Origin of the sequence: Mycobacterium conspicuum, assembly GCF_010730195.1 — a bacterium.
Taxonomy (GTDB): Bacteria; Actinomycetota; Actinomycetes; order Mycobacteriales; family Mycobacteriaceae; genus Mycobacterium; species Mycobacterium conspicuum.
This window is the reverse complement of sequence record NZ_AP022613.1, coordinates 411649-435442: the sequence shown is the minus strand read 5'-3', so window position 1 is coordinate 435442 and position 23794 is coordinate 411649. Positions and strand designations below refer to the sequence as shown.

24 protein-coding genes and 1 pseudogene are annotated in these 23794 nt (G+C 68.7%); 8 read left to right on the top strand and 17 right to left on the bottom strand.

The window, feature by feature from the left end; translation table 11 throughout:
- Positions 1–26: 26 nt before the first annotated feature.
- The 6 genes from ccsB to hemL are packed head-to-tail and all read right to left on the bottom strand — an operon-like array spanning position 27 to position 5919.
- Entirely contained in the window at positions 27–1034 is a 1008-nt protein-coding gene (gene ccsB, locus G6N66_RS02080) for a c-type cytochrome biogenesis protein CcsB (protein ID WP_085235568.1), read from the bottom strand.
- The gene (locus tag G6N66_RS02075) at positions 1031–2626 is read right to left on the bottom strand and encodes a cytochrome c biogenesis protein ResB (RefSeq protein ID WP_139825477.1); all 1596 of its coding nucleotides are present in this window, start codon (positions 2624–2626) and stop codon (positions 1031–1033) included. The genes ccsB and G6N66_RS02075 overlap by 4 nt, the downstream gene beginning before the upstream one ends.
- Positions 2627–2652: 26 nt before the next feature.
- A complete protein-coding gene (locus tag G6N66_RS02070) occupies positions 2653–3396 on the bottom strand; it encodes a cytochrome c biogenesis CcdA family protein (RefSeq protein ID WP_085235569.1) in 744 nt (247 codons plus the stop codon).
- A complete protein-coding gene (locus G6N66_RS02065) occupies positions 3393–3992 on the bottom strand; it encodes a TlpA disulfide reductase family protein (RefSeq protein WP_179968246.1) in 600 nt (199 codons plus the stop codon). Before G6N66_RS02065 ends, G6N66_RS02070 begins: the two co-directional genes overlap by 4 nt.
- Entirely contained in the window at positions 3989–4597 is a 609-nt protein-coding gene (locus G6N66_RS02060; RefSeq protein ID WP_085235571.1) for a histidine phosphatase family protein, read from the bottom strand. The genes G6N66_RS02065 and G6N66_RS02060 overlap by 4 nt, the downstream gene beginning before the upstream one ends.
- Positions 4597–5919, bottom strand: coding sequence for a glutamate-1-semialdehyde 2,1-aminomutase (hemL, locus tag G6N66_RS02055; protein ID WP_085235572.1), 1323 nt, complete (start codon positions 5917–5919; stop codon positions 4597–4599). The genes G6N66_RS02060 and hemL overlap by 1 nt, the downstream gene beginning before the upstream one ends.
- A 113-nt stretch (positions 5920–6032) precedes the next feature.
- On the opposite strand from hemL, the gene G6N66_RS02050 reads away from it, so the two are divergent.
- The 3 genes and pseudogenes from G6N66_RS02050 to G6N66_RS02040 all read left to right on the top strand — a co-directional run.
- On the top strand, positions 6033–6425 hold the full coding sequence (locus G6N66_RS02050) for a nitroreductase family deazaflavin-dependent oxidoreductase (RefSeq protein ID WP_085235573.1): 393 nt from the start codon (positions 6033–6035) through the stop codon (positions 6423–6425).
- Positions 6422–7570 carry an enolase C-terminal domain-like protein gene (locus G6N66_RS02045; protein WP_085235574.1) on the top strand — a complete coding sequence of 383 codons (1149 nt, stop codon included), beginning with the start codon at positions 6422–6424 and terminating at the stop codon, positions 7568–7570. Before G6N66_RS02050 ends, G6N66_RS02045 begins: the two co-directional genes overlap by 4 nt.
- Before the next feature lie 9 nt (positions 7571–7579).
- Positions 7580–8491: pseudogene (locus G6N66_RS02040) on the top strand (ketopantoate reductase family protein); the annotation flags it as partial.
- A gap of 17 nt (positions 8492–8508) precedes the next feature.
- Here the strand turns inward: G6N66_RS02040 and G6N66_RS02035 are convergent.
- Positions 8509–9873 carry an amino acid permease gene (locus G6N66_RS02035; RefSeq protein WP_085235576.1) on the bottom strand — a complete coding sequence of 455 codons (1365 nt, stop codon included), beginning with the start codon at positions 9871–9873 and terminating at the stop codon, positions 8509–8511.
- Positions 9874–9901: 28 nt separating this feature from the next.
- Positions 9902–11047 carry an LLM class flavin-dependent oxidoreductase gene (locus G6N66_RS02030; protein ID WP_085235577.1) on the bottom strand — a complete coding sequence of 382 codons (1146 nt, stop codon included), beginning with the start codon at positions 11045–11047 and terminating at the stop codon, positions 9902–9904.
- A 172-nt stretch (positions 11048–11219) separates the two neighbouring features.
- On the opposite strand from G6N66_RS02030, the gene G6N66_RS02025 reads away from it, so the two are divergent.
- Positions 11220–12104, top strand: coding sequence for an alpha/beta hydrolase (locus G6N66_RS02025; RefSeq protein ID WP_139825461.1), 885 nt, complete (start codon positions 11220–11222; stop codon positions 12102–12104).
- A gap of 214 nt (positions 12105–12318) precedes the next feature.
- Here G6N66_RS02025 and G6N66_RS02020 read toward each other — a convergent pair whose 3' ends face one another.
- Positions 12319–13059, bottom strand: coding sequence for an Rv0518 family GDSL lipase (locus G6N66_RS02020; RefSeq protein WP_085235579.1), 741 nt, complete (start codon positions 13057–13059; stop codon positions 12319–12321).
- Between the two features lie 3 nt (positions 13060–13062).
- Positions 13063–14301, bottom strand: a complete 1239-nt coding sequence (locus G6N66_RS02015) for an acyltransferase family protein (RefSeq protein WP_085235711.1) — start codon at positions 14299–14301, stop codon at positions 13063–13065.
- 256 nt (positions 14302–14557) lie between these two features.
- On the opposite strand from G6N66_RS02015, the gene G6N66_RS02010 reads away from it, so the two are divergent.
- Complete coding sequence (locus tag G6N66_RS02010) at positions 14558–14998, top strand: STAS domain-containing protein (RefSeq protein WP_085235580.1); 441 nt, start codon at positions 14558–14560, stop codon at positions 14996–14998.
- Here the strand turns inward: G6N66_RS02010 and G6N66_RS02005 are convergent.
- From G6N66_RS02005 to G6N66_RS01975, 7 genes are all read right to left on the bottom strand, one after another.
- Positions 14982–15245, bottom strand: a complete 264-nt coding sequence (locus G6N66_RS02005) for a hypothetical protein (RefSeq protein WP_085235581.1) — start codon at positions 15243–15245, stop codon at positions 14982–14984. The genes G6N66_RS02010 and G6N66_RS02005 overlap by 17 nt on opposite strands.
- Positions 15242–15793 carry a DUF3093 domain-containing protein gene (locus G6N66_RS02000; protein ID WP_085235582.1) on the bottom strand — a complete coding sequence of 184 codons (552 nt, stop codon included), beginning with the start codon at positions 15791–15793 and terminating at the stop codon, positions 15242–15244. Before G6N66_RS02000 ends, G6N66_RS02005 begins: the two co-directional genes overlap by 4 nt.
- Positions 15790–16761 carry a porphobilinogen synthase gene (hemB, locus tag G6N66_RS01995; RefSeq protein ID WP_085235583.1) on the bottom strand — a complete coding sequence of 324 codons (972 nt, stop codon included), beginning with the start codon at positions 16759–16761 and terminating at the stop codon, positions 15790–15792. The genes G6N66_RS02000 and hemB overlap by 4 nt, the downstream gene beginning before the upstream one ends.
- Positions 16762–16834: 73 nt before the next feature.
- Entirely contained in the window at positions 16835–18508 is a 1674-nt protein-coding gene (locus G6N66_RS01990; RefSeq protein ID WP_085235584.1) for a bifunctional uroporphyrinogen-III C-methyltransferase/uroporphyrinogen-III synthase, read from the bottom strand.
- A 49-nt stretch (positions 18509–18557) separates the two neighbouring features.
- Entirely contained in the window at positions 18558–19505 is a 948-nt protein-coding gene (gene hemC / locus G6N66_RS01985) for a hydroxymethylbilane synthase (protein WP_085235585.1), read from the bottom strand.
- Between the two features lie 13 nt (positions 19506–19518).
- Positions 19519–20877, bottom strand: coding sequence for a glutamyl-tRNA reductase (locus tag G6N66_RS01980; RefSeq protein WP_085235586.1), 1359 nt, complete (start codon positions 20875–20877; stop codon positions 19519–19521).
- 110 nt (positions 20878–20987) lie between these two features.
- Positions 20988–21251 carry a glutaredoxin family protein gene (locus tag G6N66_RS01975; protein WP_085235587.1) on the bottom strand — a complete coding sequence of 88 codons (264 nt, stop codon included), beginning with the start codon at positions 21249–21251 and terminating at the stop codon, positions 20988–20990.
- Positions 21252–21366: 115 nt separating this feature from the next.
- Between G6N66_RS01975 and G6N66_RS01970 the strand changes: the two genes are divergently transcribed.
- The 3 genes from G6N66_RS01970 to G6N66_RS01960 are packed head-to-tail and all read left to right on the top strand — an operon-like array spanning position 21367 to position 23791.
- On the top strand, positions 21367–22287 hold the full coding sequence (locus G6N66_RS01970) for an HAD family hydrolase (RefSeq protein ID WP_085235588.1): 921 nt from the start codon (positions 21367–21369) through the stop codon (positions 22285–22287).
- A gap of 54 nt (positions 22288–22341) precedes the next feature.
- On the top strand, positions 22342–22881 hold the full coding sequence (locus tag G6N66_RS01965) for an FAS1-like dehydratase domain-containing protein (protein ID WP_085235589.1): 540 nt from the start codon (positions 22342–22344) through the stop codon (positions 22879–22881).
- Positions 22865–23791, top strand: a complete 927-nt coding sequence (locus tag G6N66_RS01960) for a cyclopropane mycolic acid synthase family methyltransferase (RefSeq protein ID WP_085235590.1) — start codon at positions 22865–22867, stop codon at positions 23789–23791. The genes G6N66_RS01965 and G6N66_RS01960 overlap by 17 nt, the downstream gene beginning before the upstream one ends.
- Positions 23792–23794 lie beyond the last annotated feature (3 nt).

The following is a 23794-nucleotide window of genomic DNA, read 5'->3' as shown; positions in this document are numbered from 1 at the left end:
CCCCGGCCAATTAGCCCTATGGGCAGTCAGCCCACGCCCGCGTATGAATGCAGGCCCACGGTCACCAGGTTAACGAAGAACAGATTGAAGACCATCGCCACGAATCCCGCGACGTTGATCCACGCCGCTCTCCTGTCTCGCCATCCCGCGGTCGACCTGGCATGTAGATAGGCCGCATAGATCACCCATGCGACGAACGACACGGTCTCCTTGGGATCCCAACCCCAGTACCTGCCCCAGGCCTCTTCGGCCCAGATCGCCCCGAAAATTACCCCGAAACCGAACACCGGAAACGCGAAGATCGTCGTCCGATAGGCGATCCGGTCCAGGGTCTGCGCGTCGGGCAAACGCTGCACCATGCGGGCCAGCCGGCTGACTTCGTTTGCCTGGTTGTCGGCTTGATCGGGCTCGCCCAGCCGCGAGGTGCGCAGCAGGAACAGGATGCTGGCGATGCCGGCGACCAGGAACACCCCGGAACCCAGGCTCACCACCGACACGTGAATGGGCAGCCAATAGGACTGCAGCGCCGGCATCACCGGGGCGGCGTTGGTGTAGAGCCACCGCCCGGACACCGCGAGCAGCACCAGCACCGGCAGCAGCAGGAACACCCACAGCGGGCGGTACTGCGGGCGGCGCAACACGATCGCGCCCGCCACGAACCCGCTCAGGCAGGTCAGGTTGATGAACTCGTACATGTTGCCCCAGGGCACCCGCATGGTGGCCAGGCCGCGCAGCACGACGCAGGTCAGCAGCAGCCCGATGCCGAGGTAGACCACCGCCAGCCCGGCACGTCCGACGCGCTCGTCGAACGGCCGCGCCCCGACGTCCTGCACGACGCCGGGCGTCGCGCTGTCGGCCGCGACATTTTTCGGCGCACCGGCCAGCGCGAGCGCGCGGCTGTCGACGCGGCGACCGCCGACGTAGGCCAGCTCGAAGGCCAGCAGTAGCAGCGCGACCACCAGCGCCACCACGGCCGAGGTGAATGCCCAGTCGGAGTAGCGCGCCAGGCCGAGGTTGACGTGCAGCGTGTTCATGTGGCGTCCTTTCCGGCTTTCGCGGCGACGGTCGTGTTGACGGGTCCGCCGAGCCCGGCCAGCAGCCTCGCGGTCAGCCGCTCGAACTCGTCGCCCCACCCGGAATTGTCGGTGCGCGCCAGGCCACCCAGCTCGACGTTTACCGTACCGGGGGCCTCCTTAGCCGAGGCGCTGAGCCGGACCCACACCCGTCGGCGCCGCACCAGCAGCGACACCAGCAGTCCGGCCATCATGGTGATCGCGAAGACCAGCACCCAGGTCTGACCCGGGTCGTGCGACACCTGCAGGTTCACGAACGGGACCGCGCCGTCGAAGCGGACGACGGTGCCCGGCGAACCAGGGGGGTCGAGCCGGACCTGTTCGCCGGCGCGCAGGTTGACCCGCTTCTGCTTGGTCAGCCTCCCCTGGTCGATCAGCCGGGGGTCCAGCGAGAACAGCGATTGGGGCCGTCCGGTGTCCAGGCCGGTGTCACCGCGGTAGATGTCGACGGCGACCGCGGGGGCGTTCAGCGCCGGGAAGCGCGACGACAGCAACACGCCGTCGAGCTGTGCGGTCGGCGCCAGCAGGCCCTGGATCGCGATCTCGTGTTTGCGCCGCTCGTCGGGGTTGGGGTAGCTGCCCGCGGGCGGGTCGATGCGTGCCACCCCCGACGACAGCAGGGTCTGCGGGTTGTCGGGCCGCCATTGCACGGTCGAGGTGCGCGTCTGCCCGTCCGGGAAGGTCACGGTGAAGGTGGGCGCGTAGCCGTGGCCCTGCAGGTACACCCGGTCGCCGCCGATTCGCAGCGGGTGGTTGACCTCCAGCCGATAAGGCCGCCAGATGTTCGCGGTGAGGTCGGCGCCCGCTTGGTAGCCGACGTCGGCGGCGAACGAGGTGGCCTGCCCCGATGGCAGGTAGTGGGCCTGAAAGTCGTTGACGCGCAAGCAGATTGGATGCAGCGACGTGCCGTCGACGGTGTTGCCGGCGCGGAACGAGTCGAACGCCGCCGGTGACGCCGAGCAGAAGCCGGGTCCGCCGTCGGCGATCACGATCACGTTGCCCTCGTAACCGAACAGCTTGCCGACGGCCACCGCGACCAACAGGCCGAGCAGGGAGAAGTGAAACACCAGGTTGCCGAATTCGCGGAGGTAGCCCTTCTCGGCGGACACCTCGACGGTTTCGGGGTCGGGGTGTCTGATGGTCGAGCGCCAGCCGCGCAACCGGCCGGCGATGGTGTTGGCCAGCGCGTTCACGTCGGCGGAATCGCCGGACAGCCGCGCGCCGGCGTGTTTGGGCAGCCGGGCCAGGTTGCGCGGGGCGGGCACCGGCAGCGCGCGCAGGCTGCGGGCGTGCTCGATCATCCGCGGGGTCAGGCAGCCGACCAGCGAGACGAACAGCAACACGTAGATGGCGGTGAACCAGAAGCTGGAGAACACGTCGAAGGCCTGCAGCGCATCCAGCCACGGGCCGATCACCGGATGGGCGGCCAGGTAGTCGTGCACCTTGCCGGCGTTGAGGCTGCGCTGCGGCAGCAGCGCGCCGGGTATCGCGCCGAGCGCCAGCAGGAACAGCAGCACCAGCGCGGTGCCCATCGAGGTCAGCGAGCGCCACAGGTTGCGGAGTCTTGCCGCGAGTGCCATCAAATCGGCAGCCTGACGTCGGTGACGAGCGCGTCGCGCAGCCACGAGATGAAGTCGTTCCACACGCCGGTGACCAGGGCGGCGCCGACCACGATCAGCAGGGCGCCGCCGAAGATCTGGATGCCCCGGCTGTGCCGACGCAACCAGCCCAGCCCCGACATGGCGCCGGCCGAACCGAACGCCAGCGCCACGAACGGAATCCCCAGCCCCAGGCAGTAGGCGATCGTCAACACCACGCCGCGGGCGACGTTGGCGCCGTCGGTGGCCGCGGCCAGGGTGATCACCCCACTCAGCGTCGGCCCCAGGCACGGCGTCCACCCCAGCGCGAACACCGCGCCGAGCAGCGGCGCCCCGGCCACCGTCGACAGCTGCCGCGGACTGAACCGCGCCGGGCGCTGCAACGCGGGGATGAGACCGACGAACACCAGGCCCATCACGATGGTCAGCACGCCCCCGAGCCGCTGCAGCAGCACCTGGTTGGTGATCAGCGTGGTGGTCATGCCCAGCACCGCGACGGTACCCAGCACGAACACGACTGTGAACCCGGCCACGAACAGCGCCGCGGAACCGGCGACCCGCCACCGGGCTTCCGGGCCGCCGACGATGGAAGCCAGGTAGGACAGGTAGCCCGGCACCAGCGGCACCACGCACGGCGAGGCGAAGGACACCAGCCCCGCCAGCACGCACACCCCCAGCGCCAGCAGCAGCGGTCCGGCGGCGGCGATCTGGGTGAAGCCGGTCATTGCGCGGGAGCCTCCGACGCCAACCGTTGCACCACCGGCTGCAGGTCCTCGGCCAGCAGCTCACGCAGGAACACCGCGGCGACGCGGTGCTGGCGATCCAGCACCAGCGTGGACGGGATCACGGTGGTCGGGTACTTGCCGCCGAAGGCGATCAGGGTGCGCATGGCCGGGTCATAGATGGACGGGTAGGCGACGTGATGGTCGACGACGAAGTCCTGAGCCGCCTGGCGGTTGTTGTCACGAACATCGATGCCCAGAAACGAGACCCCCGCACCGTGGGTGGCGTCGTACACCCGCTGCAGTTGGGTGACCTCGGCGCGGCACGGCCCGCACCACTGTCCCCACACATTGATGACGACGACCTGCCCCTTGAAGTCGTCGAGCGAGATGGTGCGCGACGGGTCCGCCAGGTCCGGCCCGGACAGCGGGCCCGGGCGGCCACGGCTGGCCGGCGGGTCATAGAGGATGTCGGTTTTGCCGCCGGGCGAGACGAATTCGAACGTGCCGCCCTGAGCGACCGCGTCGCGTCCGGTACAGCCCGTCAACACCGTCACCAGCAGTGCTGCGGCGGCGATCGCCAGCTTCCGCGCGTTCAAGCGCCCGCCGGTTCGCTGTACTCGACATCGACCAGCCGGTCGCCGTCGTAGACGAAGGTGGTCACCGAGGCCAGCCCGCATTGCCGTCGGCGCGGGTCATGCCACAGCCGCTGACCGGTCAGGTGCAGCCGCAGCGTCCACACCGGCAGCTGGTGGCTGACGCACACCACCTCCTGCCCGGCGCCGCGGGCGCGCGCCTTGTCCGCCGCGGTCGCCATGCGTTCGGCGACCTGCTGGTAGGGCTCGCCCCACGACGGCCGGAACGGGTTGCGCAGCTGCCACCAGAACTTCGGGTTGCGCCACGCGCCGTCGCCCGGGCCCATGCGCTTGCCCTCGAAGAAGTTGGCCGATTCGATCAGGTCGGGGTCGGTGTCCACCGGCAGGCCATGCTTGGCGGCGATGGGCGCGGCCGTCTCCTGGGCGCGCTGCAGCGGGGAGGCGATCACCGCGACGATGTCGCGGTGCGCCAGCGCCTCGGCCACCGCCGCCGCTTGCGCGTTCCCCCTGTCGGAGAGGGAGTAGCCGGGCAGCCGCCCGTAGAGGACGCCGCTGGGGTTGTACACCTCGCCGTGGCGGACCACGTGGACGCGGGTCTGCTCGACCATCAGGACTCCCGCGCCTGCGCGGCGGCTCGCGCCGCGGGTGGCAGCGCTTCGGCGATGCGCTCGAATGCCGTGTCGTCCAGCGCCGCCGAGACGAACCACGCCTCGTACGGGCTGCACGGGGGGTAGACGCCGGCGTCCAGCAGCGCATGAAAGAACGGGGCGAACCGCCAGGTCTGGCTGGCCCTAGCCGACGCGAAGTCGGTCACCGGCGTGTCGGAGAAGAACACGCTGAGCATGTTTCCGGCCCGCGGAACCTGGTGCGGCACACCGGCATTCGTCAGCGCCTCAGCGAACAACCCGGCCAGGCGGTCGGCGTTGGCGTCCAGGGTTGCGTACACGGCCTCGTCGGCGGTGCGCAGCGTCGCCAGCCCGGCGGCCATCGCCACCGGGTTACCCGACAGCGTGCCGGCCTGATACACCGGGCCCAGCGGCGCCAGCCGCTCCATCACCTCGGCCCGGCCGCCGAACGCCGCGGCGGGCAGCCCGCCGCTCATCACCTTGCCGAAGGTGAACAGGTCGGCGTCGACCGGATCGATTCCGTACCAACCACTTCGGCTGACCCGGAAGCCCGTCATCACCTCGTCGACGATCAGCAGCGCGCCGTGCTCGGCGGTGATCGCGCGCAGCGCCGCGTTGTAGCCCGCCGCGGGTCGGACGACACCCATGTTGCCGGGGCTAGCCTCGGTGATCACCGCGGCGATGTCGTCGCCGAACCTGGAGAATGTCTGTCGTACGGCGTCGACGTCGTTGTAGGGCAAGACAATTGTGTCGGCGGCGGTAGCGCCAGTGACCCCGGGCGAGGACGGCAAACCTAGCGTCGCCACTCCCGAACCCGCATCGGCCAGCAGCGCGTCAACGTGGCCGTGGTAGCAACCGGAGAACTTGACGATCTTGGCGCGGCCGGTGAATCCGCGGGCCAGCCGCACGGCGCTCATGGTCGCCTCGGTGCCGGAGTTCACCAAGCGGATCCGCTCGACGGGGGCCACCCGCCCGATGATCTCGTTGGCCAGTCGGCTCTCGGCCGGCGTGGGCGCACCGAACGACAAGCCGTTGGCGGCGGCCTTGGTGACGGCCTCGACCACGGCCGGATGCGCGTGCCCCAGGATCATCGGGCCCCACGAGCAGACCAGGTCGACGTAGCGATTGCCGTCGGCGTCGGTGAGCCAGCAGCCGTGCGCCTCGGTGATGAACCGCGGCGTGCCGCCCACCGCGGTGAAGGCCCGAACCGGGGAGTTCACCCCGCCGGGAATGACCGCACAGGCGTCCTCGAACAGCTGTGCCGAGGTACGCACCCGCGCCAGCGCTTGGTCAGTGCTACCCATGTCGACCAGTGTCCCAGCCTTCTCGACCCGTTCAACTACAGGGTGTAGCAGCGCTGGCTGAACCGACGTCCTGCCGCCTTGATGTGACCCGAAACCGCGAGTTGGATAGCGGTATGAAACTTCCCCAAGGGCTGGCGCGGTTCAACCGCCACGTCACCAATCCCATTCAACGGATGTGGGCCGGCTGGGCCCCGTCGTTCGCCATCATCGAGCACGTCGGACGCCGCTCCGGCAAGGCTTACCGCACGCCGGTTAACGCCTTCACCGCCGACATCGACGGCAAACCCGGTGTGGCCGTGCTGCTGAGCTACGGCCCCGATCGCGACTGGCTGAAGAACCTCAAGGCGGCGGGCTCGGGAAAGATGCGCCGCAGCGGCAAGACGTTCGGCATCACGGACCCCCGCGTCGTCAGCCGGGCCGAGGCCGCGGCGCACGTCACGCGTGGGCGGCGGGTCTTCGCTCGGATTCCGTTCGAAGAAGCGGTCTTGTTCACCAAAACCGGGTGACGAAACTCACCGCCATCGTCGAGCGACCGGTCCGATTGCAGGGCAACCCGGCCAATTCACTCGTCAACTTCGCCGGCCACACCGTCTCGCTGGTGGCGCTCATCACCGATACACCCGTCGTCGGGGTGGCATTCAACTCGATCGGGCGGTTCGCCCAGGGCGGGATCCTGCGCGACCGGATGATCCCGCGCCTGCTGGCCGCGGCGCCGGACGCGCTGACCGACGCCGCGGGACGCCTCGATCCGGCCGCGGTGTTGGCCTGCGCACTCGCCGACGAGAAGCCCGGTGGCCACGGCGACCGGGCGGCCGCGGCCGCGGCGCTGGAGCTGGCGTGCTGGGACCTCAACGCCAAACTCGACGACGAACCGGCCTACGCCACCATCGCGCGGCGTTTCGGCCGAGAGCCGGCCCCGACGGTCGCCGTGTACGCCGCGGGCGGCTACTACTACCCGAATAGCGGACTCGACGAATTGCGCGAGGAGATGCGCGGCTACCGCGCGCTGGGTTATGAGGCGGTCAAGATGAAGATCGGCGGCGCGCCGCTGCGCGAGGACCTGGCCCGCATCGAGGCTGTCGTCGATACCGTCGGTGACGCGGCGCGGGTCGCGGTCGACGCCAACGGCAGATTCGACCGCCCGGCCGCCACGCAATGGGCGGCCGCGTTGGTGCCCTACGGCCTGCGCTGGTACGAAGAGCCCGGCGACCCACTGGATTTCGAGCTGAACCGCGCGGTGACGGCCTGCTACGACGGCGCGCTGGCCACCGGGGAAAATCTGTTCTCCGTGCCCGACGTGACCAACCTGGTTCGATACGGCGGCATGCGGCCCGGGCGCGACATCTTCCAGATGGACGCCGGCCTGAGTTATGGCTTGACCGAGTACGCGCGCATGCTCGAGGTGCTCGAGGCGCACGGCTTCGATCGCCGATGCGCCTTTCCGCACGGTGGACACCTGATCAACCTGCACATCGCGGCCGGCCTGGGTTTGGGCGGCTGCGAGTCGTATCCCGGTGTGTTCCAACCGTTCGGCGGGTATCCCGACGGCTGCGTCGTCGCCGATGGCCGGATCCAACCGTCGGACGCCCCGGGCTTCGGCCTCGAGCAGAAGACCGGCCTGGCGGATTTGATCGCCGAGCTGACGGCCTGAGGAGCGCGAGTGAAGATCGCTGTAATCGGTTGTGGTGCAATGGGTTCCATCTATGCCGCCAAACTCGCCGCCGCGGGCAACGACGTGCTGGCGATCGACGCCGACCAAGCCAGCATGACCCAGATAGCCCAACACGGCCTGCGCGTCACCGGCCCCGACTCGGACCAAGTGGTGCCGCTGCGGACGAGCACGGTCGCGCCGGCGGAGACGATGGATCTGATCGTGCTCGCCGTCAAGGCCGCTGACGTGAAATCCGGTGCACAGCAAGCTCTTCCGATGCTGGGCGACAGCACTCCGGTGCTGACCATCCAGAACGGTCTCGGGTCCGCCGAGATCGTGGCCGGCATCGTCGGCGATGAGCGACTCGCGGTCGGGATCGCCAGCGGCTTCGGGGCGTCGCGCGTCGCCCCGGGCCACGTGCATCACAACGCGATGCGGGCCATGCGCTTCGGGGCCTATGCGACGCTGCCGCATGCGACGGTCGAGTCGATCGCCCGCGCCTGGGCGGATGCCGGATTCGACGCCGCCGCGGTCACCGACATCGCCGCCATGCAGTGGGAGAAGCTGATCTGCAACGTCGCGTACAGCGGGCCGTGCGCGTTGACGCACATGACCGTCGGCCAGGTGATGGACGACCCGGCGATGGGCCCGGTCAGCCAGGCGGCCGCGACCGAGGCATTCGACGTCGCCCGCGCGTCGGGAATCGCGATCGCGGTGACCGACCCGGTCGCGCATGTGCGCGAGTTCGGTGCCCGGATGCCCGACGCCAAACCGTCGGCACTGCTCGACCACGAGGCGCGCCGGGTCAGCGAGATCGACGTCATCAACGGGGCCATCCCGCGGCAGGGGGCGCGCGTCGGTGTTGCCGCGCCGGTGAACGCGACCATCACCGCCTTGGTCCAATCCATCGAACGGCAATGGGGTTCTGGCGGTACTGCTCAGTCGGGTTCCCTCGCGCCGGCCAACTCGCCCCCGCGCACACGGGCGGCGAAGTACACACCGAGCACGACCACCCAGGACAACAGCGAAAGCCAGAGCTGACTGCGGGCGGCGCGGTCGAACGCCATGAGCACCACCACGGCGGTGATCGCGGCGAGCGTGAGAATCGACAGCACCGGGAAGAACCACATCTTCACCCGCAGCTTCTCGTCAGGTGTGTTGCGGCGCAACACGATCTGCGACAAAGCGATCAGCCAGTAGACGAACAAGATGATGGCGCCCGACGAGTTCAGCAGAAAGAGGAACACGGTGTGCGGCGCGGCCCACGCCATGATGACGCAACCGAAACCGATCGCCGAGGAGAACAGGATCGCGACGTGGGGCACCCCGCGCCGGCTCAACTTGACCAGCCGTGCCGGCGCGTCGCCACGGTCGGCGAGCACGAACAGCATCCGCGACGCGGTGTACAGGCCCGAGTTCAGGCAAGACAACACCGCGGTGAGCACCACCGCGTTCATCACCTGATCGGCGCCGCGCAGACCCATGTGTTTGAGCGCGGCGACGTAGGGCGAGGACCCGAGCTGCACGGAGTTCCACGGCATGATCACGGCGAGCAGGAACACCGAACCGACGAAGAAGATCGCGATGCGCGCGACCACCGATCTCGTCGCGCGCTGCACCGCTCGCTCGGGGTCGGAGCTTTCCGCGGCGGCGATCGTGACGACTTCCGCGCCCACCATCGAGAAGATCACCACCACGATGGCGGCGAAGACGGCGCCGACACCTTTTGGGAAGAAGCCGCCGTGGGAGGTGAGGTTGGAAAAGTCGATGTGGCGGCCCGGCAGGGCGCCCAGCGCGAACAGCGTGCCGACGACCAGAAAGACCACGATGGTCGCGACTTTGATTCCGGCGAACCAGAATTCAAACTCGCCGAAGGCCGATACCGAGAATAGGTTGGTCGCGGTCATCAGCAGCATCAGGCACAGCGCCGATAGCCATAGCGGCATCGGCAACCAGTAGTTGAGGACCTTTCCGCCGGCGACGGCCTCGAAGCCGACCACGATCACCCAGAAGTACCAATACAACCAACCCACCGAGAAGCCCGCCCAGCCGCCGAGTGCGTTGGCCGCGTAATCGGCGAACGAGCCGGTGGACGGGTTCGCGGCGGCCATCTCGCCCAGCATCCGCATCACCAGAACAACGAGCAGACCGCACAGCGAGTAGGTGAGAAACGCGGCCGGCCCGGTGTCCTTGATCACCACTCCCGAGCCGACGAACAACCCGGCGCCGATCACCCCGCCCAGGGCAATCATGTTGAGCTGCCGCTGCGAAAGCCCTTGCCGCAGCCGCGGTGTGCCGGCCATGGCTCATCACAGTATTAGCTGCGGGCCCCTACTGCGCGGCAGCGGCAGCAAACGGTGTCGACGCGGCCGGCCGCGAGGTTCGATTGGGGTGCGTCCAGAGCCCCTTGCGTTCGAGCAGCGGCAGCACGCCTTCGCCGAACCAGTAGGCCTCCTCCAGGTGCGGGTAGCCCGACAGGATGAAATGGTCGATGCCCAGCGCGGCGTATTCGGCCAGCCGTTCGGCGACCTCGGCGTGCGAGCCGACCAGCGCGGTGCCGGCGCCGCCGCGCACCAGGCCCACCCCGGCCCACAGGTTGGGCGCCACCAGCAGCTTGTCGCTGCCGCCGCCGTGCAAGCGCAGCATGCGGCGCTGCCCCTCCGATTCGCTGCGCGCCAGGCTGGATTGCACGCGTTCGACGTCGGCGGGGTTGACGGCCGCCAACAGCCGGTCGGCCTCGGCCCACGCCTGTTCGGAGCTGTCGCGGCTGATCACATGGATCCGCAGCCCGTACTGCAGGTGCCGGCCGTGCTCGGCGGCCAGGCCGCGAATCCAATCCAGTTTCTCGGCGACGGCGCTCGGCGGCTCACCCCAGGTCAGGTAGACGTCGGAGTACTTGGCCGCCACCGGTCCGGCGGGCCCCGACGATCCGCCGAAGAACACCGCCGGTACCGGCTGCGGCGGGTTGCTCAGAGCCGCGCCGTCAACCCGAATGTGGTCGCCCGCGAAGGTCACCGGCTCGCGCGAGGTCCACAGTTCCCGCACGACGTGGAGGAACTCGGCGGTGCGCGCGTAGCGCGACGCTTTGTCGAGGTAATCGCCGTAGGCCTGCTGCTCGTGCGGCTCACCGCCGGTGACAACGTTGAGCAGCAGCCGTCCGCGCGAGTGCCGCTGAAAGGTTCCGGCCATCTGCGCGGCCAGGGTCGGGCTGAGCAGCCCGGGACGAAATGCGACCAGGAATTTCAGCGTCTCGGTGCCCTCGATCAGCATTGCCGTCGTCAGCCAGGCGTCCTCGCACCACAACCCGGTGGGGGTGAGCACCGCCTCGAAGCCGTTGTCTTCGGCGGCCCCGCAAATCTGGTGCAAATAGCGCAAACTCGCAGGACGGTCGCCGTGCATCGTGGTGCCGTGCCCGCCAGCCACCAGGTTTCGCGAATCCCCGTAGGTCGGCAGAAACCAGTGAAATGCCAGGCCCATTCGTTCTCCTTTTGTGCAATACGGAACAGTCAATCCTTGGCGCAAGGATTGGCGACGCCGGCGCAGGACGCGAGGGTTGAAACCGGCGAGATTGAATCCCCGACGATCACGGTGCAGTCACGGTGCTTTCCGACACGGCGTGGCTGTGGCGTCAAAACCGGGTCGGGGCCGCATGATCTCGCTCGTGCCCCACCTGAAACGCCGTGCGGTATTGCGCATGGGCGCCAGTGCCAGCGCGGCGGCCGCCGGCGTCTTTGCGCTCAGCGCCCTGCTGGATCCGCTCGAACCACAAGCGGCGCCGCCCCCGGTCGAGCCACCGCGGTCCCCCGCGAAGTTCGAGCCCTCAGCCGCCGGCAGCACCCTGCCGACCAAGACCACCGGATCGTTCATCTCGGCGGCCCGCGGCGGCATCAAGACCAATTACGTGATCGCCATGCCGCCGGGCCAGACTGGCATGCTGCGGCCGGTCATCGCACTGCACGGCGTGGACGGCGACGCCACCCAGATGCTGGAATTCGGTGTCGAGGAGGGCCTGGCCAAGCTCGTCAAACAGGGCAGGCCGCCGTTCGCCGTGGTGGGCGTCGACGGCGGCAACACCTACTGGCACCGCAGGGCGCAGGGCGGGGACTCCGGTGCGATGGTGCTCGAGGAGCTGCTGCCGATGCTGAGCTCGATGGGCATGGACACCTCCAGGGTGGGTTTCATGGGGTGGTCGATGGGCGGATACGGCTCGCTGCTGCTGGGCTCCCGGCTGGGACCGTCGCGAGTGGCCGGGATCTGCGCGATCAGCCCGGCGTTGTACACCTCGTTCTCCGACAGCGCGCCCGGGGCGTTCGACAGCGACGAGGACTATGCGCAGAACAACGTGTTCGGGCTGGCGGCGCTGAACTCGATTCCCCTGCGGGTGGACTGCGGCCTCTTTGACCGCTTCTATCCCGCCACCCGCCAGTTCGTCGGCCAGCTGAAAAAGCCACCGGCGGGCAGCTTCTCCATCGGCGGCCACGACTCGGTCTACTGGCACATGCAGCTTCCCGCCGAACTGGCCTGGATGTCCTAGCCGCGCGAACTCGGGTGAACCTTCCAACGACGCCGCACGTCATACCAAATAAGTTCTTCGGGAGGTTTTCGGATGACCCCGCTGCTGATGGTCTGCCTTTCGGCGGCCACGCCGCTCGCCGCTATCGGCTTGCTGAATCTGCAAGCACGCCTTGAGCGCTGGGCCTACGAACGCCACGCCGAGGACTAAACGCCTTGCGCGGCAAGGTGTTTGATCACCTGGACAGCTGCATGCGAATCAGCGGTGCGATCTTGTCGGCCAGATACTGGTGCCCCGCATCGTTGGGGTGCACGCCGTCCACACCGATCAAGTCGGGCCTGTCGAAGAACCACCGGTCCCCGATCGGATCGACGAACGCTGCTCCCACCGCCCGGGCCTGAGCGTTGATCACGTCGCGAATCTGCAGCACGGAAGCGGGCACATCGGCCGTCGGCCATGGCGGCCCGATCACCAGCAGCCGCGCGGTCGGCGCGAAGCGGCGCGCCAAGAGGAAGGCTTCGCGGGTCTTGAGGGCGAGCAGGCCAGGGTCGACGCCTTGGTCGTTGCGGGAGCCGAAGAACACCACCAGCGCATCATCGCGCTTGACCGCCCGGGCCGTCAGATCCTCGAAGACGCTGCCGTGGTCACCGGGCACCGCGTAGCCGGCCTTGCCCTCGGCCGCCACATCGGCACCGATCTGCGTGCCTCGCTGAGCCAGCGCCTGCCAGGCGCGAGCGGTCCACGAATTCGCGCCCTCGCCCCCCTCGTCGGTGCCGGTGGTGTACGAGTCGCCGATCACCGCGAGGTGGCGGAGCAAGAAGTCCTGGGTCAGCAGGTGGTATGGCCGCACCGCTTGCGGCGGGGCCGGGTTGCCCAGTGTCGCCACGGTTTCCAGGAAAAGGACGACCAAGAGACTCACGTTGATGCCCAGCACGCGAAGCCGACCCACCAACACCCCTACCGCTAGACGAATCATGAGTCAGACCGCGCGCGCCGAAACCCCGTCCCGCCCACCGTCGATCTGATGAAGCTTGGCGCTTGCCGGCTCCTCGGATTCGGCGTTCGCGGCGGCGGGCCGGACGTCGACCATCCTGCGCATCCAACGGCGCGCAGGCTCCTCGATGAAGTGATACATCAGACTGGAGCAAAGCACGGCGATCGCCAGCAGACCGAAGATATTCCATTTCCATGGCGAATCGGAGTGCCACGGTGTCAGCTCGAACTGCACCACGGCCCACGTCCAGCTGGTGTGCACCAGCTCGTGCACCATGTACAGGCAGAACGAGATCTGGCCGCCGTAGACCATCACCCGGGTCGACAGCAACCTCGGCAGGCTGCCCGCTCCGATCGCCAGCGTGATCACCAGCGGAACGAACAGCACGTCGACCACGCCGCCGCTGTCCAACACGCCGTGAATCGGATACGCGGCGAGCAGATAGATCAGGCCCACCGTGGCGCCGAGGAGCAGCGCGGAGACGTACCCGACGACGCGGCGGGCGTGCTCGCTGAGCTCCAGCCTGCGCACGGCGGCGCAAGCCAGCGCGCCCGCGGTGAACTGGGTGACGATGCGCGGCAGCCAGCTCCACGGCGTGTAGAAGAAGCCGCTGGTGAGCAGGAGCACCATCGGCGGCAGTTGCGCCACGAAGGCCAGCACCATCAGGGTGCGCGCCCGGGTGGCCAGCTTCATCCGGAAAATCACCAGGACGACCAGGCCGAACAGCAGATAGGCCAGCCATTCCGCGCTGATCGACCAGGCCGGCCCGTCCCAGCTGGTCCCGTCGAAGAACGGCTCGAACCACAGTTGCACCAGCAGCACCTGCCGGACGTAGCTGATCGCGGTGAGCTTGCCAACGTCGGGGGACGGGGTGTGCCCGACGTGCAGGGTGAAGATGATCCACAGCACCGCCAGGTGCAGCGTGACCAGGTAAACCGGCCACACCCGGGCCAGCCGCAGCCACAGGAAGTGCAGCGTCTCGCGGGTCGACCACGCCCGGCCCATGCGATCCAGATAATTCCAGGTCAGCACGAACCCGCTGAGGATGAAGAATAGGTCGACGCCCTGCGCGCCGCAGTTGAGCACCGGCGCGAGGTTCTCGCGCAGATCGGGCGACACATCGCTGATCATGGGCCGGAAATGAAACAGCACCACCCACACGGCGGCGACGATGCGCAGTCCCGTCAGGGCCCTGATCTCGCCCCTGATCTCTGCGCCGCGCACGATGCTCTTTCCGTCCGGAACCTGCTGTTTCGCCATGTCAAAAGCCCCCCGACTAGCCCCCCGGACTAGCCACCGACAGCCACCGCAGCCTAACAGCGCGGCGCCCGCAACGGCGTGAGGGCCGCGCCGCCCGGACCACGCAAGCCCCCGAAAAGCCAAGTCTTTAGCAAAGAGTTAGACGCGGCTTCCGGTCCCCTTAAATTCTGCTGGTTTGGTGGGACACAGGTTAGAACGGCGCTTGGGGAAGGTACCGCATATGACGCTCGCGATCGCTGAGCCGGTTGCTCGCCCAGTTTCTGACGCGCACACCTTCGAATACGGGGGCGCCCGCGTGCGGGCGCACTGCCGTCACCTCGCGACGGTGGTGACCCTCCGAGGCGAAATCGACGGCCTCAACGCCGACCGGATCCGTGAGTACGTCAAGCGCTTCGCCCTCGAGCAAGCCAACGTGGTAATCGACATGAACGACGTCACCCACTTTGCTCCGGCCGGCATCTCGCTGTTGCACGGACTCGACGAAGACTGCCGCGCCGCCGGGGCGGAGTGGACATTGGTGGCGAGCCCCGCGGTGATCGAGCTGCTCGACGGCACCACGTTTTCGACGGCGCGCTCGGTACACGCGGCCCTGCGCACCCTGGCTGACGCCATCGTCAGCCGGCGTCAGCTGGTGCTGCCGCTGATCAAGAAGACGGCCTGAGCCGTCCCGGTCGAGCGCGCCTGAGCCGCGCCACCCCGACAACGAGCAACACCCCGGCAAGCGTGGCCAGCAACATGGTCAGCAATAGCTGCTGAGGGTCAAACACCAACGACGTCGTGGACGGCTGCCCGTCCGCGACGGGCGCGACGCCGACGGTGTGACGCGAGTGCGACCACGTCACCCCGGCGCCGGCCAGCGCGGCCAACGCCAAAACGAGTTCGAGCAGCGCCCGGTACCGGCCGATCACCTGGACAGCCCGTCTTCGCCATACGGCGAGTCGTAGTCGTCGTACTCGTCGTCCTCGGCGAGCTCCGGCGTCGGGCCGACCCGCTCCTGCACCAGCGGGGTCAGCGCGTCGCGCAGGTGGCGGTGGCGCCGTGCCCAGGCCTGCGCGGTGCGGCCGCCGGTGAGCCGCAGGCCGATGCCGACCCGACCGCGGGGAATCCCGTTGAGCTCACCGAGGGTCCGCGCCGTCTGCCACCGCGCCAGCGGTAGCCCGGAGTCGACCGAATTCTCGGCCTCCGGATAGACCTTGACGATTTCGCGCACCAGGATCGTCTCGGTGCCTTGCCGCAGCGCGTCTTCGGTCAGCTCGACCGAGGTGTGGATGCGCGCCGCTTTGATCTGGATCCCCAAAAACAGCGTCACCATCACCAGAAAGATCACCGGGATCGTCAAGCCCACGCCGGCGTGGCTGGACATTTCGATCAGGATCATCGACACCGCCGCCGCCGGCCCCGCCAGCAGCCAGTACCAGCTGGCGCCGGGTTCGTGGAACAACGGCTTGTCGGTCATGACAGCCAACCCGCCGCGGCGGCGGCCCAGTAGGTGAGGACGATATCGGCGCCGGCGCGCCGGATGCTGGTCAGCGACTCCAGTGCCGCGCTTCGCTCGTCGATCCAATTGTTCGCCGCCGCAGCACAAATCATCGCGTACTCCCCCGAGACTTGATACGCCGCCACCGGCACCGACGACATCGCCGCCGCGGCGGCCACCACGTCCAGGTAGCCCAGCGCGGGTTTGACCATCACGATGTCGGCGCCCTCGTCCAGATCCAGCGCAACCTCGCGCAGCGCCTCGCGGGCGTTTCCCGGCTCCTGCTGGTAGGTGCGCCGGTCCCCGGACAGGCTGGAGCTGACCGCCTCGCGGAACGGGCCGTAGAACGCCGACGCGAACTTCGCGGCGTAGGCCAGGATCACCACGTCGGGGTGACCGGCCGCGTCCAGGCCGTCGCGGATGGCGGCCACCTGACCGTCCATCATCCCGCTGGGCCCGACCACATGGGCGCCCGATTCCGCTTGTGCCACAGCAAGTTCCACGTAGCGTGCCAGCGTGGCGTCGTTGTCCACCCGGCCGCGGTCGTCGAGGACACCGCAGTGTCCGTGATCGGTGAACTCGTCGAGACAGGTGTCGGCCATCAACACGGTCGCGTCGCCGAGGTCCTTGGAAAGGTCACGCAGGGCGACGTTGAGAATGCCGTCCGGGTCGGTGCCGGCCGAACCGGTCGCGTCCTTGTCCGCGTCGCGCGGAACCCCGAACAGCATCACCCCGCCCACGCCGGCGGCGACCGCGTCGGCGGCGGCGCTGCGCAGCGAGTCCCGGGTGTGCTGCACCACGCCCGGCATCGAGGCGATCGGCCGCGGCTCGTCGATACCGTCGGCTACAAACATCGGCAGCACCAAATGCCTTGGCTCCAACGAGGTTTGCGCTACCAAACGACGCAGCGCGGGGGTTGAGCGGAGGCGGCGCGGCCGTATTCTCATGCGTTGACTCTGCGCTGAGGGCGGTGGCTACTCGCACTTTCGCGCCATGAGCGCAGAGTCAACGCAAACGAGATCATCGCCTGCGGCTCTTCTTGCGCGGCGGTGGCAGCGCGCCCTCGGCGCGCAGGCGCGCGGCGTGTTCGGCCAGCGCGTCGACCAGCGGGCCGACCGCGGCGGTGTCGGGCTGCACATCCACCCGCAACCCGAATTCGGCTGCGGTCTCGGCGGTTTTGGGCCCGATGCAGGCGATGATGGTCCGCGCGTGCGGCTTGCCGGCGATGCCCACCAGGTTGCGCACCGTGGAGCTGGACGTGAAGCACACCGCGTCGAAGCCACCGGTCTTGATCATCTCGCGGGTGGCCGCCGGCGGCGGCGCGGCGCGCACCGTCCGGTAGGCGGTGACGTCCTCGATCTCCCAGCCGCGCTCGCGCAGGCCCTCGGCCAACGTCTCGGTCGCGATGTCGGCGCGCGGCAGCAGCACCCGGTTCACCGGGTCGAAAATGCTGTCGTACTCCGGGAAGTCGTCCAGCAGACCCAGCGAGGACTGCTCGCCGGCCGGCACCAGCTCGGGGCTGATGCCGAAGGCGCGGACCCGGTCGGCCGTCGACTCGCCGACACAGGCGATCTTCACCCCGGAGAAGGCGCGCGCGTCCAGGCCGAATTCGCCGAACTTCTCCCACACCGCGCGCACCGCGTTGGTCGAGGTGAACACCACCCACTGGAAACGGCCGTCGACCAGCCCCTTGACGGCGCGCTCCATTTGCGCGGGACTGCGCGGCGGCTCGACGGCGATGGTGGGCACCTCGACCGGCAGGGCGCCGTAGGACGTCAGCCGCTCGCTCATCTCGCCGGCCTGGTCCTTGGTGCGCGGCACCAGCACGGTCCAGCCGTACAGCGCGCGGCTCTCCCACCAGTTCAGCTTGGCGCGGCTGGCCACCGTCTTGCCGATGGTCACCACCAGCGGCCCGCCCAGCGGACCGGAGGCATCCGCCCCGGCGCCCAGGACGGCGGGGTCGGTCAAGCCCTGCAGCGTCGTTTCGACGGAGCGCTGCGCACAGGTGGTGCCGTGCGCGGTCACCACGCAGGGCGTGGTCTCGGCCAGCTCGTGCTCGATCAGGGTGCGCGCCGCGTCGGCCAGGTGCGACGCGGTGGCCTGCAGGATCAACGGCCCGGGGGCGGCGGCCAACGCGTCCCAATCCACCTGGGGGTCGCGGACGTCGGCCACCGTGTGCGAGGAGCCCAGCGGCAGCCCCGCATAGGTCGGGACGGCGCTGGTGGCCGCCAGGCCGGGCACGATCTCGATGTGCAGGTGCGTGCGCGCCACGGCGTTCACCTCGGTGATGACGGCATCCAAGGTCAGCGGGTCACCCGCCACCAGCCGCACCACGTCGACGCCCGTCTTGGCCTCGGCGGTCATCGTCTTGGCGACCTCGGCCGGATCGCCCAGCGCCGGACGGATGTCCGCGCCGCCCGGCACCATGGACCCGGTGGCCTGGGCACTGTCCGCGTCGGGGTTGTCGCCGGCCGCGTCCGCGCTGGCAGGCGCCGCGGGCACCGGGCCGGAGACGGGTGGCAGGTCCTTGCCGATCAGCGCCAGCACCGGTTCGGGCACGTCGGGATCGGTGAACACCAGGGCCGCGTTCGCCAGAACCGCGGCGGCCCGCGTCGTCAGCAATCCGGGGTCGCCTGGACCTGAGCCCACAAAGATGATGTGGCCCGGTCTCGGCTTACGCCCTCGCGTCGTCATTGTCGCTCCCAGGTAACTCGTGTTGCTGTTGCTGCCCTAATTGCTCTCGTCAACTTCCTCGCGCGGGGTCTTGCCGCGCTCCCGCCATCAGCTCCCGCGCGCCCAGCTCGAACAGCTCCGCCGCGACCGAGAGCCCGAGCTCTCGCGCCCGATCGGTGGTGCCGACCCCGGACGCGCGGATCACGTCCGATCCGTCCAGCGCCGCCACGCAGCCGCGCAGCGAGAGCTCTTCGAAGATCCGGCCTTCGTCATCGATGGACTCGACCACCTCGGCGATCGCGCCCACCGGTGCCGAGCAACCGGCCTCCAGTTCGGCGAGCAGGGCTCGCTCCGCGGTGACCGCCACCCGCGTGTCGGCGTCGTCCAACTCCGCCAGCACCGCCGCCAACCGGCTGTCACCGGCGCGGCACTCGACCGCGAGCGCGCCCTGAGCCGGTGCTGGCAACATCTGCACCGGCTCTAACGTTTCGGTGACGGCATCGAGGCGGCCCAGTCGGGCCAGACCGGCCCGGGCCACCACGACGGCGTCAAGATCACCACTGCTTACCCTGTTCAACCTGGTATCTAGGTTGCCTCGTAGGGGGCGGATTTCCAAACCGAGACCCAATGCTCTAAGCTGCGCGGCCCGTCGCGGAGACGAGGTGCCCACCAGCGACCCCGCTGGCAACTCCGCGAGCACCAGCCCGTCGCGGGCGACAACCGCGTCTCGCGGGTCATTTCGTGGCGGTATGGCGGCGATGGCGAAGCGCGGGTCCGGCGCCGTCGGCAAATCCTTGTGCGAGTGCACAGCCGCGTCGACTTGGCCCTCGTCGATGGCCTCGCGCAGCGCGGTGGTGAAGACGCCGACCCCGAGGTTTTCGATGGGCGCCGAGGACCGGTCACCGGCGGTGCTGATGGTCACCAACTCCGCCGGGTGGCCGTTGGCGATCAGCGCGTCCCTGATACCCGCGGCTTGGGTGGTGGCCAACAGACTGCCCCGAGTGCCGATCCGAATCACGTGGGCCAATCGGCTACTCGGCGGCGAAATCGCTTCGTGCCACCGGCAATTCGCCCGCGGCTACGGCGTCGACAGCGGTTTGGTCGAGTTCGAAAAGCTCGCGCAGCGCCTCGGCGTAGCTGTCGCCGCCGGGGGCGCTGGCGAGCTGCTTGATCCGCACGGTGGGCGCGTGCAGCAACTTGTCCACCACCCGGCGCACGGTGCGGGCCACCTCTTCGCGCTCGGCGCTTTGCAGCCCGGGCAACCGGTTGTCCAGGCGGAGCAGCTCCGCTTCGACCACATCGGCGGCGCGCTGGCGCAGCGCCGTCACGGTCGGCGTGACCTCGGCCATCCGCTGCCCCACCAGATAGCCGGCGACCTCGCTGGCGACGATGCCGCGGGCGGCGTCGACGTCGGTCGCGGCGGCGTGGGCGGCAGGCTCGTGCTGGACGCGGTCCACGTCGACGACCCAGACGCCGGGAAGCCCGGCCACCGCGGGATCGACGTCGCGCGGCATGCCCAGGTCGCAGATCACCAACGGCTGGGTGGCCTCCTGGGCTTCACTGCGGTGCGCGGCCGCCAGCGCGTGATGCACGTCGGCCAGCGAAACCACCGGGGTCACCGCCCCGGTGCAGCTGACCACCACGTCGGCATGGGCCAGCGCGTCGGCCAAGCCGTCCAGGGTGGACGCCTCGGCCGGCACACCGGATTCACGGACCTTGCGGACCAGCCGCTGCGCCCGGGACAACGACCGGTTGAGCACGTGGATCTGGCCGATGCCCGCCCGGGTGAGCTGCGCCGCCGCGAGCGCCCCCATCGACCCGGCGCCGATCACCAGCGCGCTCTTCCCGGACAGTCCGCCCAGCTTGCGTTCGGCCATGCCCAGCGCCACCGACACCACCGAGGCGCCGGCAGCGTCGATCGCGGTCTCGGAATGCACCCGCTTGCCCACCGACAGCGCGCGCTGGGCCAGCTCGTGCAGCACCCGCCCGACGCTGCGGTTGGCCTCCGCGGCGGCGTACGCGCGGCGCACCTGACCGAGCACCTGCTGTTCGCCGATGACCGCCGAGTCCAGGCCGCTGGCCACGGCGAACAGGTGCTCGACGGCGGCCTCGCTGTAGCGCACGTAGGCGTATTTGGTCAGGTCGCCCATCGACATCCCGGAGTGCTCCGAAAGCACCTGCCCGATCACCGCCAGGCCCGCGTGGAACGCGTCCACGACGGCGTAGACCTCGACGCGGTTGCACGTCGACAGCACCATGGCCTCGGTCACCAGCGACGACTGCAGCACTCGGTCGACGATCTTGATCTGGTCGGATTCGTCGAGGCTGACCTGTTCCAGGACGGAGACCGGCGCACTGCGGTGCGAAACCCCGAAGAGCAGGATGCTCACGGCAGCATCACCTGGCCAGCTCCTTTGCTTTCCAAGCTTTTCTCAAGCCGTCACTGGACTGGTGTCTACGGTAATCGTTGATGAGCTGGGCTACCAAATATCGAGCGGCTTCATCGCGGGGCCAGGTCGGCGCGCAGCCGGGGCTCGTCGATGTCCCAGTAGCTGTGTTCGCGGCCGTCCAGCAGGATCACCGGCAGGCGATCGCCGAATTCGGCCCGCAGCCCGGGGTTGCCCGCCGCCGCGGCGGCGTCGACGTCGGTAGTGGACAGGTCGAAGCCCAGTTCACCGGCCAGCTCGGCCAGCCGGGCGTGCACCCGGGCGCAGATGGTGCAGCGGTCTCGGGTCAGCAGCTCCACCCGCCGGGCCTGGGTCATACCCACCAGTGTGCCAAGTCAACGGTCGTGACCAGTGCGCAAACCTCCTTAACACGCGCGTGCCGGATAGTGTTGGTACCGGCCACCGGGCGACACGGATTGAGGAGGTTTGTCGATGACTTCCGCGGAACCCGGCAGCGCAGCGGGCGCCGGCCGCGTCGACCTGGAGACCCTGACCGATAACGCCAGCGCCAGCCGCGCGCTCGACGACCTGAAGGCCACGCAAGCCGAGGTGGCCGCCTCGGATGACCGGCCGCAGCCGCCCATCGACCTGACCGCCGCCGCGTTCTTCGACGTGGACAACACGCTGGTGCAGGGTTCGTCGGCGGTGCATTTCGGCCGCGGGTTGGCGGCCCGCAACTACTTCACCTACCGCGACGTGCTGGGATTCATCTACGCGCAGGCCAAGTTTCAGTTGCTCGGCAAGGAGAACAGCAACGACGTCGCCGCCGGGCGGCGCAAGGCGCTCGCGTTCATCGAGGGCCGATCGGTCTCGGAGTTGGTGGCCCTCGGCGAGGAGGTCTACGACGAGATCATCGCCGACAAGATCTGGGCCGGAACCCGCGAGCTCACGCAGATGCACCTCGACGCCGGCCAGCAGGTCTGGCTGATCACCGCCACGCCCTACGAGCTGGCGGCAACCATCGCGCGCCGGCTCGGGCTGACCGGCGCGCTGGGCACGGTCGCCGAATCGGTGGACGGTGTCTTCACCGGCAGGCTGGTGGGCGAGATCCTGCACGGCCCGGGCAAGGCCCACGCCGTGCGGTCGCTGGCCATCCGCGAGGGGCTCAACCTGAAGCGCTGCACCGCCTATTCCGACAGCTTCAACGACGTGCCGATGTTGTCGTTGGTCGGCACCGCGGTCGCGATCAACCCCGACGCCCGGCTGCGCAGCCTGGCCCGCGAACGGGGCTGGGAGATCCGCGATTTTCGAACCGCGCGCAAGGCCGCCCGGATCGGGGTGCCGTCGGCGCTGGCGCTCGGCGCGGCGGGCGGTGCGCTGGCCGCGTTGGCGTCCCGACGCCAATCACGCTGATAGGCTGCGCCGCTATCACCTAGTCGCAGCGAAACAGCCGGGAGAACACCAGCCATGACCCTTCCCGAGGGAACCGAAGGCCTCATCGGCAGCCATTACCGGGCACCGGACTACTTCGAGGTGGGGCGTGAAAAGATCCGCGAGTTCGCGGTCGCGGTCAAGGACGACCACCCGGCCCATTACGACGACGCCGAGGCCGCCAAAGCCGGCTACCAGGCGCTGGTCGCGCCCATCACATTTTTGGCCGTCGCGGGGCGTCGCGTGCAGCTGGAGATCTTCACGAAGTTCTCGATTCCGATCAACATCGCCCGGGTCATGCACCGCGATCAGAAATTTCTGTTTCACCGCCCGATCCAAGCGCACGATAGGCTGTACTTCGACACCTATCTCGACTCGGTGATCGAGTCCCACGGGGCCGTGATCTGTGAGATCCGCAGTGAAGTCACCGACGCCGAGGGGAAACCGGTCGTCACCAGTGTCGTCACGATGCTGGGGGAGGCCGCACACCAAGACGCCGGCGCTGAAGAAACCGTCGCCGCGGTAGCTGCAATATCTGCCGAAAGTAGGGGCGATTCGAATGCAGTCACAGGGTGAAACGCGTAGCACCCAGCTAAAGCCGCCTGTCGAGGCGGTCCGATCCCATTACGACAAGTCCAACGAGTTCTTCAAGCTGTGGCTCGATCCGTCGATGACCTACAGCTGCGGCTACTTCGACGAGAATCCCGACCCGCAGCATCTGACCAAGACGCTGGAAGAGGCGCAGTACGCCAAGCGCAAGCTCGCCCTGGACAAGCTCAACCTCGAGCCCGGCATGACGCTGCTGGACATCGGCTGCGGGTGGGGCTCGACGATGCGGCACGCGGTGGCCGAATACGACGTCGACGTCATCGGCCTGACGCTTTCCGAGAACCAGTACGCCCACTCTGTGGCCGAGTTCGAAAAGATGGACAGCCCGCGCCGCAAGGAGGTGCGGATCCAGGGCTGGGAGGAATTCCCCGACGAGCCGGTCGACCGCATCGTGTCGCTGGGCGCCTTCGAGCATTTCGCCGACGGCGCGGGTGACGCCGGATACGAGCGCTACGCCACCTTTTTCAAGAAGTACTACGACGTGCTGCCCGACGACGGCCGGATGTTGCTGCACAGCATCGTGGTGCCCACCGCCGAGGAGGGCAAGGCGATGGGCCTACAGATCAACATGACCCTGGTGCGGTTCATCAGGTTCATTCTCAAGGAGATCTACCCCGGCGGAAAGTTGCCCCAGATCGATTTGGTCGACAAATACTCGACCGACGCGGGCTTCAAGATCGAGCGGCATCACATGATCGGGAAGAACTACGTTCCGACGCTGACCGCGTGGGGCGACGCGCTCGAGGCGCACAAGGAAGAGGCCATCGCCCTGAAGGGCCAGGAGACCTACGACATTTACCTGAAGTATTTGCGCGGCTGCTCGGATCTGTTCCGCGACGGGTACACCAACGTCTGCCAGTTCACCCTGGTCAAATAGAAC